6 protein-coding genes are annotated in these 11,664 nt (G+C 41.5%); 1 reads left to right on the top strand and 5 read right to left on the bottom strand.

Going from position 1 to position 11,664, the window contains the following annotated elements:
- Window positions 1-80: 80 nt before the first annotated feature.
- A complete protein-coding gene (locus QUA88_RS28250; RefSeq protein WP_333259614.1) occupies window positions 81-278 on the bottom strand; it encodes a hypothetical protein in 198 nt (65 codons plus the stop codon).
- Window positions 279-541: 263 nt separating this feature from the next.
- Here QUA88_RS28250 and QUA88_RS28255 point away from each other — a divergent pair, with 263 nt between their 5' ends.
- Complete coding sequence (locus QUA88_RS28255) at window positions 542-2,320, top strand: SWIM zinc finger domain-containing protein (RefSeq protein ID WP_333275044.1); 1,779 nt, start codon at window positions 542-544, stop codon at window positions 2,318-2,320.
- A gap of 9 nt (window positions 2,321-2,329) precedes the next feature.
- Here QUA88_RS28255 and QUA88_RS28260 read toward each other — a convergent pair whose 3' ends face one another.
- The 4 genes from QUA88_RS28260 to ltrA all read right to left on the bottom strand — a co-directional run bounded on the left by QUA88_RS28260 (window position 2,330) and on the right by ltrA (window position 10,970).
- Complete coding sequence (locus tag QUA88_RS28260) at window positions 2,330-7,087, bottom strand: CHAT domain-containing tetratricopeptide repeat protein (RefSeq protein WP_333275047.1); 4,758 nt, start codon at window positions 7,085-7,087, stop codon at window positions 2,330-2,332.
- Between the two features lie 300 nt (window positions 7,088-7,387).
- Complete coding sequence (locus QUA88_RS28265; RefSeq protein WP_333275050.1) at window positions 7,388-8,230, bottom strand: DUF1822 family protein; 843 nt, start codon at window positions 8,228-8,230, stop codon at window positions 7,388-7,390.
- Window positions 8,231-8,233: 3 nt separating this feature from the next.
- Window positions 8,234-8,932 carry a hypothetical protein gene (locus tag QUA88_RS28270; protein ID WP_333052382.1) on the bottom strand — a complete coding sequence of 233 codons (699 nt, stop codon included), beginning with the start codon at window positions 8,930-8,932 and terminating at the stop codon, window positions 8,234-8,236.
- 358 nt (window positions 8,933-9,290) lie between these two features.
- Window positions 9,291-10,970, bottom strand: coding sequence for a group II intron reverse transcriptase/maturase (gene ltrA, locus QUA88_RS28275; protein ID WP_333275053.1), 1,680 nt, complete (start codon window positions 10,968-10,970; stop codon window positions 9,291-9,293).
- Window positions 10,971-11,664: the final 694 nt, after the last annotated feature.

The following is an 11,664-nucleotide window of genomic DNA, read 5'->3' on the forward strand; positions in this document are numbered from 1 at the left end:
TGGGCGTCCCGCCCGTCCTTTTTGGACGGGCGGGACGCCCATCCCACTTTCAAGAGTGGAAGTTATTTATTTCTCATTCCTTAGTTCGGAGGAACTATCGGATCGTCCTCTCCAGAACTGCATTTTGTTCTGCGCTCAGCTTGGGCAATTTCCATCAAGGGGTAACTACCAACGGCTGATACTAAACTTGCCTCTACATTGGCAATAATTTCTCCCGCAGCATTGGGAACCCCCATTACTAATAATGTCAGGGGGGTAGATGAAACTATAGGTATCACAGCTCGTTTCTCCGTCAAAGAAAGGGATAAGGGAGAAGCTAGTTGGCCAACTGCGCTCTATTATTAACCAGGGGGTAGGGAGACAATTATGCAAAATTTTCAGAATAAATTTCCCCTCATCAAGCTGCAAAGCTTCTCAGTGCTTGCTTTACGGATTATTAAATTTTCTGTAAATCTTACATTGAGAGGCAATTAAATCCTAGGCAGAGTACATCTCTGAGGTAAAATCAAGTCTAATCCTTTAATTGCTGAGGCATAGTCTCATGCCAATTCCCAAACTTAGTGAAGCGACGATCCAGCATAATACCTCTGCGGCCTCCCTCAAGCGCGGTGAAACTTACTATTTAGCGGGTAATGTTACTAGCGCTGTCCTGCGTGGCAATATTGTGCAAGCAATAGTGGAGGGTTCTGCTGTGCAACCTTACCGTATTACGATAAACTTTGATGACGCTAATGTGGCATCATCAAATTGCACTTGTGCTTACGATGGCGTTGGGTGGTGTAAACATATTGTTGCTACCATGTTATTATGTCTGCGACAACCACAAATAATTGAGCAGCGCCCCACACTGGAACAGTTACTCGATCGCCTCAACGATATACAAACCCAGCAATTAATACAACATTTAGTAGAAAAGCAACCCTCACTCATCGATCCGATCGAACGATACGTTAACTTAAGTGCTATTCCTACGCCTCCACAGCAACCTACTAAAGCACCCCGTCGTACCTCCATTAATCCGGCTCCTTTTCGACAACAAGTACGACAAATTTTGCGAAATGCTGTGCGTTATTTCGACGAGGGATGGGGGGAAGAAGACCCCATTACAGAAGAAGTTTTAGATGTGATTCAGCAAGCGCAGGAATTGATTGCAGAGGGAGATGGTAACAACGCCTTAGTAATTTTACAAGCCATCACCGCAGCTTGCGTTAAAGATTGGGATGACGTAGAAGAATATGGCGCTGAAAGTTCTGATATAGCTAACGCTTTGGATGAAGCTTGGACAGAAGCCATTTTAACGGCTGAACTAACTGCTGAAGAAGAGATCGATCTCCAGGTGATGTTAAAAGCTTGGCAAGATGAATGGGATTGCGATTTCAGCATGAGCTTGAAAGCTTTACGCCAAGGTTGGGATGACCCCCTAATTCAAGAGGTACTTCAAGGAAATATTACGGGGCAAGAAATAGGAGCTAATGAGGCACCAGAATGTGCTAAAAGCTTAGCATTAATTCGCTTGCAAATCCTCGATCGCCAGGAACGCTATCAAGAATACTTATACTTAGCGCAAGCAGAAAACTGCTCTCAACAATACTTGACGATGTTAAGTCGTTTGGGGAGAGTAGAGGAAGCAGTGAAAGCTGCCGCTACTCAGATGAACTCAGCGGAAGATGCTTTTGCTCTCGCTCAAAGTTTACAAGCACAGCAAGCCCAAGCTGAAGCTCTAAAAATTGCTCAAACTGGGTTGAATTTGTCAGGCAATTGCCTTTATAAACTAGCAATTTGGACGAGTGAGTTGGCTGTTGAGTTGGGAGAAAACGAAGTTGCATTAAATTCTAGAATGCGCGTCTTTGAAATCAAACCATCCTTTGCCGATTATCTTTTAGTGAAGGAGTTTGCAGGAAACAGTTGGTCAACTGTGAAAGCAAATTTGTTAGCAACTCTCAGAAGTGATAGAAGTTGGGGAGTTTCTGAAGCACAGGTTGATATTTTTCTCTATGAGGGACTTATTGAAGATGCGATCGCTGTTGCTGATGGCTTGAGTGGCTACGAATCGGCACTGATTCACCGGGTAATGGGGGCTGCGATCGCCCACCGCCCCGATTGGACGATCGCCAATGCTTGTCGGCTTGCTGAATCGATTATGGATCGGGGGAAATCAGAGGAGTACGATCGTGCAATTAAGTGGTTGGAAAAAGCCCGCGCTGCCTATTTACAAATGGGGCAAAATCTTCAGTGGTGTGCTTATCGTTCTCAACTTATGCAAGTACACAATCGGAAGCGGAAGTTAATGGGGATGCTGAAGAGTCCAGATTTAGATTGAGGCGGAATTTTACCGTAAACCGGAACAAGTGAAAGCGGCCCAATAAAAAGGGTCAGCAAAAGGGAAATCTAAGCAACTAATTATTTCCAGTCGTTGCAAAGTTTTGTAATTGCGTGTTGCTGTTTCGGCCCGCTTTTCTTCCTCTTGTAGCCATTGCAGATAGTCGGGGGAACCTTCGGGATAGGAATTACGCTGGTTTTCTGCAAACTGGCGATCGCCCTCCGCCTCTTCAAATTTGCGTTCTAATAAATCAGCAAGTTGGGGAGAATAGCAAGCGACAAATTCTGACCCAGAGAGCGATCGCAAATTTATTTGTGCTTGCTGCAATGCTTTTGGGCGGCTACTTCCTTGCTGCCGAAGTTTGTGATAAAAAATTGAAAATAAGGCTGTTGCTAAATCATCTACAGCCCACAGCGTACTCACAACACTCCGAGCACCCGCACATAAAAAGCCCGTCGATAATGTCAAAATATCATCAGTAATTTCCGTAGTTCCTAACCCAGTTTCACAACAGGATAAAAACACATCAACTAAATGAGGCAGCCGCCAGCCAGGTGTCATTAACTGCCCCAAAGTAATGCTACCATCTGCCAATTCCAGTCGGGATTCTAACGGATTATCAAGGCGAGATTGAGCATGATGGCTAGAGATAATTCCCTGGACTTGTAAAGAAAGTTGCCGATAGTTGCTGACCGTTGCTTGGCTACGTCCTCGTAAGTGTTGTTCATTGCGAATATTATACAGTTTGGCAATTTGTTCACCCTCAAAACTTGCACAGGGTAAATCTTCCGTTGCATCTTCCACAATACCATACATTAGTCGATCGTTGACAGGTGGACGTTTGTGGCAAAATTCTAAAACTTGACAACTAGGAGTGTAACGAATTAGAAATTTATCTCCTAAATATTGACCATTTTCTAAGGGTAAAGCAGCAAAAGGAATTTGGTGTAGGCAAAGGTGAGGAACAATAATCAGTTCCTCGATATTATTAAGGTACTGACGAATCAGGTTGTCGATTTGCAGACGGCGGGAAAGTTTCGCTAAAAACTGCGGAATTCGATTTCTCCACTTAGCTTTACATTGTAATTGCTCTTGGGCTGATTTACTTGAATCGCCAGCCTCTAAGTAGGGTGTTAGCCAACCTTCATGAATCCATTGTTGTAAGTTTTTTCCGCGTTTTCTGGTTATTTTGTACAAATTTAGTTCGGCTTGTCGCAAAACAAATACATATGTATCTTCCTCAGTAGTGTAAAAATCAAGTATAGCTGTAGTAGGGCGATCGATGAGTTCTTGAATCGCGGTTAAATTAGGGGGACTGACTTGAATTTCGCCCGCTAAAACCGGATCTAAACGTCTTAGTTGTTCCCAAATTTGTTGTTTTTCACTTTCTAAACCTTGGATATTTTCACTAACGGCTTCTAAAGCTGCTCGATTGCGTGTACAATCCATATCAATTAGATCCTTAGCTCTAACTGCAATTAACTTCTGCTTTTTACTTGATTTATTTAAACCGGAACGTTCGCAATCTATCTGTCGTTGAATTCCTTCAAATTCTGCTAAATATTCTTCTACTTCAGAAGGTATATCTCCCTGAGAGTAAAGGTCATTACTGGCAATTAAATCTACTAACCGACGAGAGCGGGAACGTTCTACATATTCAAAAGCTTGTGGAAAATTTTTCGTATTAACTAATGCTTGTACAATATGTTCATAAAGATATATATCTTCTCCTAAAATTTCTTGGCGGCGTCGATCGGTATTAGCCCAAACTCGCAATTGTTCTAAAGCTTCAATAGCAAGACAATACCCTTCAATAGCTTCTCTCCATAGTCCTAATTTGAAGGCAATTTGACCTAAAACTTGTCCCGAAATCAGACAAAGTTGGGGGAAAGCTTGAGGAGTTCTGACTTTTAATGCTAACTTAAAGTATTGAATTGCTTCGGTAAACTGCTCTAAATTGTGGTAGAGATAACCTAAATTATTTTGTACAGTTGCCCAATTTTCAGGAAAATCTTTGAGAGTATAAACTTCTAAAGCAGCTTGGTAATAGTCCCGCGCCAGTTTTAGGTTTTCGTCAATACTTCCTTGAGTGCGATCGCTATAAGCATAACCTAAGTTTAATTGCACCATAGCCCAATCTTCAGGAAAATCTTTCTGAGTATAAACTTCCAAAGCTGACTTATAGTAAAAAATCGCCATTTCTAAATTTTCCACTTCATTTTGAATAGTGCGCCTCCTATAGGCATTTCCTAAATTATTTTGGATCATTGCCCAATTTTCAGGGTTAATTTGACGGGTATTTACTTGCAAAGCCATTTGATAGTAATTAATGGCTATTTCTAAGTTAGTATCCTCATCTCCTAGCCGACGTTCGCTATAAGCACTACCAATATTATTTTGCAGCATTGCCCACTGTTCAGGAAAATCTGAACGATTATATATTAGTAAAGCATTTTCATAACATTTGATAGCACTTTCTAAATTTTGTAAAGAATCTCCATAAATTCGTTCACTATGAGCAACTCCTAAATGCTGTTGTGTTTCCGCCCACTGTTCGGGATAATTTTCATAATTACGAACTTCCAAGGCATTATTAAAAGCTTCAATTGCTAATTCTATATTTTCGAGACGGCTACCATATTTGCGATTGAGGTAAGCAATCCCTAGATTATTTTGAATCATCGACCATTGTTTACGATTAAATGCTTTTTGATAAGATTCAAGACAGGTAAGATAAAGAACAATAGCTTCTTCTACATTTTCAGCTTGATTCCCTTGAGCATTTCTTAAATAAAAAGTTCCTAAGTTATTTTTGAGCAAACCCCAAATTTCAGGAAATTGACTATAACAGCAAGCATCTAAAGCAATTTTATAATAGCCGAGAGCTTTCTCAAGGTTATCAACTCGCTCTCCTTTAACTCTATTTTGATAGCCATACCCTAAATTATTCTGGATTTTCAACCAATTTTCTAAATAAGTCTCTGGATCGTAAATAGTTAATGCATTTTGAGAAGCAGCAATTGATGCTTCAATATTTTCGGAAAAATCTCCTTTTAGTCTCTCTAAATAAGCAACTCCTAAGTTAAGTTGTATCAATCCCCACACTTCTGTAAAAGTGTCAGAATTATACACTTGTAATCCTAATTCATAATATGCAATTGCCCGTTCCAAGTTATCCGAATATTTCCCCGTTGTAGAAAGGTAATAGGAAAATCCTAAATTATTTTGAGTGTTCGCCCAATTGTCGGGATAGTCCTCACGATTATAAACTTGTAAAGTAGCCTCTATCAAACTCCTACCTAATTCTATATTCTGTTCTTGAATTCCCTTGAATCTGCTGAGATATGTCGCCCCTAAATCATTATGAATAAACGCCCATAATTCAGGAAACTCTTCTTTCTGACAAATTTGTAGAGCAGTTTGATAACACTCAATCGCTTTCTCAAGATTATCAACCGGATTTTCTATTTTTTGACGGTAAGCATCTCCCATACAAAATTGGATCGTACTCGATTGTTCCGGGAATTCTTCAGCACTATAAACAGTTAAAGCTGCTTGATAACACTCAATTGCTTTTTGGAGATTGTCGTCTCGATTCTCTTCAATTGTAATATAAGCATTACCTAAGCTCTCTTGAGTTTCTGCCCACTGTATGGGATAATCAGTATAAGTACGGACTTGTAAGGCATTGTGAAAAGTGGCGATCGCCCTTTCAAGGTTATCTAATTTTTGCCCTTGAATACGATTATAATAAGCTAGACCCAAATTATTTTGAATTCTTGCCCAATCTGTAGGATTATCCTCTTTTGGATAAACAGCTAAAGCAGCTTGATAATATTTAATTCCTAGTTCTATATTTTCCGATTCATCTCCCTTAACACGGTGGATATAAGCCAAACCTAAATCATGCTGAATTTCCGCCCATTTTAAGGGAAACTCTTGACAATTCCACACTTTCAATGCTAATTCAAAAGCAGCGATCGCCCTCTCCAGATTTTCTTCTAAATCACCTTCATCTCTGTCAAAATAAACTAAACCTAAGCGATGTTGAATTACACTCCATAATTCCGGTTCATCGGTATCATTACAACATTGTAAAGCTAATTCATAACACTCAATTGCTCTTTCTAAATTCCTGCTACGGTTCCCAGCAATGCGAATTTGATAAGCAAACCCCAAATGGTTTTGAGTAACCAACCAATCCTCCTGGTAATCTTCCCGATTGAGCGCCGCCGCTACTTGTTGATATCCCGCGATCGCAATTTCAATATTGTTTACACAATCGCCCAGAGTAAATTCTTGAATAAGACCACTAAAACTGCCAATTACAGTGGCTATATCGTAAGCTTCTTCAGACTCTAATTTCGCTAAAATGTCAGTTGCCCAACTTCGCAAAAACCAATCAAAATTATCATCTAATTTCTCTAAATTTTTCTCTAAAATAGGATACACAACTTCTGCATCTCCTTCGCTTGCTTTGATTGCTTCTAAGACTTCTATGAAAAAAATTAATAAGCCTTGAGAATTAGCTAAGTCATATCTAATTTGAATTAAGTCTTTTATCATCGTCGCAGCACTCCGCAGCCAGTCAGATCCCTCTTCATTTTCCTCAACTAATAACTCGTCTGCTACCTCCTCTATCACCTCTAATAAACCTTCATTAAGGATGTCTGAATAGTCATCCAAAATATCTCGTTCTTCACCTTCTGGACAGGTACGTAGCATTTCAATTAGGTGACGATAAGCAGAGTTTAGCTGTTCTTTCATGTTACCTTTTTTGGGTTAATATCAGTTTTGGCTTCATATCAATTCCGGTTGCACTCAGACATGATATATAGGAGACGGCAGTCCCGTTTCCCTACCCGGATTAATTTTGGGGACACGGGGCACTGCGTCGTGTCGAAAGCTATGGGTAATATTAATTCCGATGGTAGGGGATTTGATATCACAGGAGTGCAAGTATCTGTATCGTTACAAATATATAGGCAAGCGAGCATGATACTCGCATTCCTAAAAAACGCTTTTTACAAAATGGGAGGTTCTCAGTTTTTGGAAAAAAACAAATATTTAATTTTTTGTTTCAATTTCCCAAACTTCTGCTAGTTTATTTAGCAGTTTTTGGGCTAATTGTTGGCGGTGTAAATCTGCGGAGATAACTTTTTCTTCTCGACCAATTTCTCCAATAAAAGCCTGTTGTTCAGGAGAATAATCAACTTTTTGATAATCAGGATTAATAGGAATACTAGCGACTAATACATCTGCTCCTGCATACCGCCATTTAATGGGTTTAGTAGTTCGGTAAATGCGCTCTAATTGAGCGATAATTTCTGAAAAGTTTTGTGTTTCTAAGAGTTGTCGCACTTCTACGGCTACTGGATCGTCACTTCTCAAAAACTGATTTCCTAATTCCAGACGATAGAGATGATCGATCAGAGCATCTAAGTTTTGGAGTTGGGCAATCTGGATCTGGCTTGGCAATGGAGAATTATCCAGTGATGGGGTAAATCCTAGCAGTTTCCCTGAGTCTAAATTTTCCCCAAATTCAACTATTACATAGCCGATTCTGTCTTCTATGGATGCTGGTGGAACTACGATCGCACTTTCTCCCAACCAAACCGGGCGGCATTCTAATTTACCCATCCCTGGTAACACTAAATCAGCAATATCCCACTGGGCACGGACGACTGGATGCCAACTATCGCCTTGAATTAAATCGGGTTCGTAGGCTTGCCATTTGAGGTAACTATAGACAACATAAACTGCTAAAGTATTCACATAAACTCGTTTGGCAGCCTCATGCTTTGTCAATTCAGGAGCGAGTTGCAGAGTTTCGGCAGCAAATTTTCGAGCGGTGCGGTGAGCATCAGTACCTAGTGGAACTGTCAATAGCGTTGGGTTTGTGCTTTGCATAATTTAATCTTCTCTTGTGTATCCTAGCTCTAATGCGATCGCTTGGAGCAAGGGGCGACAGTTCCTTTCCCAGTGTGATTTTAGAGTTTGGTAGTTGATGTTAAATTCTTTGGCGATCGCAGTAAACTTGTCAGGCGTGGTTTTAAACAGCACCTTTAATGTGATCACTTGACAGTTACACTCTGGATGATTTTTAGGATGACAGGATCGAAATTTCCCATCGGGGTCTTCTTGGACGTATTGTTCTAGCTGTTGAATAATATTCTGATAATTTTCTTGCTCTAAAAGTGCGATATAGCCATCCAAACCACTGCGGGTAGGAGGGGAAAAACTTGTTTCTGAAAGCACATCCAGCAACGCGGTTGTAGTATCTGAGCCTCCTATGAGGGCATCTAAACTGTAGGTGGGCGGTTGAGAAGGTAAATTCAAATCCTTAATGCGCCACTCTAGGTAACTATTTATCCATTGTCGCAGTCGTCTTGACACATTCGGATCGCTAAGCTTGAAGTTCGAGCAAATGCTTTTGTTCACCCATACCCAGGTTTTATTTAAGGCGTCTAAATAATCGGGATGTGCAGATCGCAGTAGTCCGGGAAGTTCCTGCAGTTCGGCGAGCAATCGGTTCATCGCTTTGCGCCTTTGGGAGCTGTTTTGGGGATACTCGCATACCTCCTCAATTAGTTGGCGCAGCAGTTGATCCATAGGTGTTAAATTAATTATTTGAGTTCTAAAATCATTGTTGCACCGCTTGGAGATTCTCCGCTAACCAAAGGATGCTCTGTGTTCTGCGTAGACCCAAAAGTTAGAGTTAGATCGTGTCCGATCGATAAACCATAATATCCCGGTCGGGGCGGGTTTTTGAGATTGTCCATTATTGGCAGGTATTGTTGGTGAACCCGCCCTTACAAAAATCCCGATCGCTCGGTTAGAGAGTCGATGGTAGGGTGTCCCCCACCATCTCTCCTACAAAACCGTGCTTGCGACTGTCGGGTAAGAGAGCCTACGTCGCCGTATCTCCCTCCCCTAAGAACCGGACTTGACACTTGTCGCATCATCCGGCTCAAGCCTTTGCCTTCACAGTACGTTTACCACTGTGTACCACTTTATGACAGATTTTGTGTAGGTGCTGGAGATTGTCGATGTCATCCGAGCCTCCTTTTGTCATTGGTACTATGTGATGTGTTTCGATAGCTTCACCATTGCTAAGATATTCGCCACAGATAGGGCATTTCCCTCCTTGATTGTGGGCAATTTGGTAATACTTAGACCCTTTTTCCCAGATGGTTTTCCCAGATTTTGCGGCTCTTTTAGCCCAGTATTTTGTTAGGTTGGGGTCATCTGGGGATGCTGTTCCTTTTACCTTTATGTGGCGTTCGATGGGTATTTTAGCTATGTTAAATAGGCTAATTTCCTTGTTGTTACCTTTTCTGTCCTTGACATTGCAGGTAAACTCCCACCCTTTGCCTCTAATTTTAAAGTATCGGTTGGCAATCCACCGTTTGCTCTTGTTTGGGTGTCGCCGTTTTGCCCATCGCCAAAGTGAATACCATACCTCAGAACTGATGTAGCTAAACACTTCTTTGCTGACGGCATGGCGATAGTAGTTTCCAAAGCCTCGAAGTTTGGGGTTTAATTGTTCAATGACAATTTTCTGTTCTACCGTTTTATTTCTTTTGAGCCATTCCCTGATTTCCTTAAGGAATTTCAGGACTTTCTCTTTTTGCGGTTTGATCAGTAGTTTGCCCTTGTATTGTCTGAGATTGAACCCAAGAAAATTAAATCCTTCGCTGATGTGCACGATTCGGGTTTTCTCCCTATTTAGTTGTAACCCTTTGTTGGATAGCCATTGTTCGATTTCAGGTCGGATTTTCTCTATGTCTTCTTGACAGGTAGCGGTGACGATGAAGTCGTCTGCGTATCGGACGAAACCATATCTATCGGATTTGTATGAGCCTTTGACCTTCTTGAATTGGCTCAAGAAGTTTTCCAGACCGTGTAAGCCGATATTTGCCAGTAGGGGGCTGATAATGCCTCCTTGTGGCGTTCCGCTTTGTGTTTCATGAAGTTTTCCCTTGTCTATGTATCCTGCTTTTAACCATTGCTTGATTAGGCTGCGGGCGGGGAAATTCCCTATGGAATGTAGGATGGTTTCATGAGTGATATTGTCGAAGAATCCTGATAGGTCGGCATCCAGAACCCATGTGTCTCTATTACCTTGTAGGCGTAGAAAACACTGCTCAATGGCATCGTGGCAACTTCTTCCGACTCTGAATCCATAACTGTTTGCCTCGAAAAGAGCTTCCCAGATTGGTTCTAGAGCGTTCTTAACTATGGCTTGTGCTACTCTATCCTTGATGGTGGGGATGCCTAATGGTCTTTGCTTCCCATTGGCTTTTGGTATATATACTCTTTTGGTGGGTTTAACCTTCCATAGTGTGTGCTGCCCCATTTCTCGGATGAGTTTTACCCGTTGTTCAGGTGTTAATGCTACCTCCTTGTCCACACCTGCTGTTCGTTTTCCTTGATTCAGTTGGGTAACTTTACGCACTGACAAAATTAGATTGTCGAAGCTTCTTAACATCAGTTTTGTGAGGCTTCTGACCTGATTCCACTGACCGTTCTGTGTGGCACGATAAATCCGTTTCCTCAGATTCTTAACATTCTTGACGATTGATTTCCAGTCAATCTGTGACCAGTCGTTAAGTTGTCCAGAGCCTCCGATAACCATAGTGGTTTCCATCTTTCAATCTCCGTTTAGTTTCTTTGAATCCTGTTTATCGTTTAAGACCTGTCAGAAGTGGGCTACCATTTTCAGGCGGTGTGATGTTGGGATATTCCTCAACCCTTATCCTCTGCATTACACAGGGCGTTCGCTTTCTATGACTTCCTTTACCCCCTAGACAATTCGGCTGTGATTACTCTTGGCTTACTCTCTTGTTTCGACCTTAAGAGAGAGTCTATTGGGCTTACCGTGTTTCGCTTTTGATGACCTGCGAAAAAGGTTAGGGTTCGACTCATACTCCGATAGCTTTTTGAACTTCTTTATTAGACAGCGAAACTTCTAATAATCAGCTATTTACCTTTTGGTTAAGGTGTTCCAGCCTGATTTCACCTTTTCGTGTATCACGGGGCTAGATTAGTCGTTTACTTATCGTTAACCCTTCCTTTTCTTCCTCTTGCATACACTACCGATTTAGGCTATCAGCTTAGATGCTTGTGTGGTCTGCACTCCAACGATTTTATTACTTACTTTCGTTGTGACCGGACTCGGATTGAGTCTTTTACACGAGGACTGAGGAGAAGTACCTCAGAGAGAGACGGCTCTCTACTCATCAAATGCGACTTTGCACGTCGCGCTTCACCGCACACGGCTCCTGGGTGATGTAATCCTGGTTATGGATACAGTACGAGCGCATCAAGAGATGATTTCTACC

This window comes from Microcoleus sp. D3_18_C2 (assembly GCF_036702395.1).
In the GTDB taxonomy this organism is placed as follows: Bacteria; Cyanobacteriota; Cyanobacteriia; order Cyanobacteriales; family Microcoleaceae; genus Microcoleus.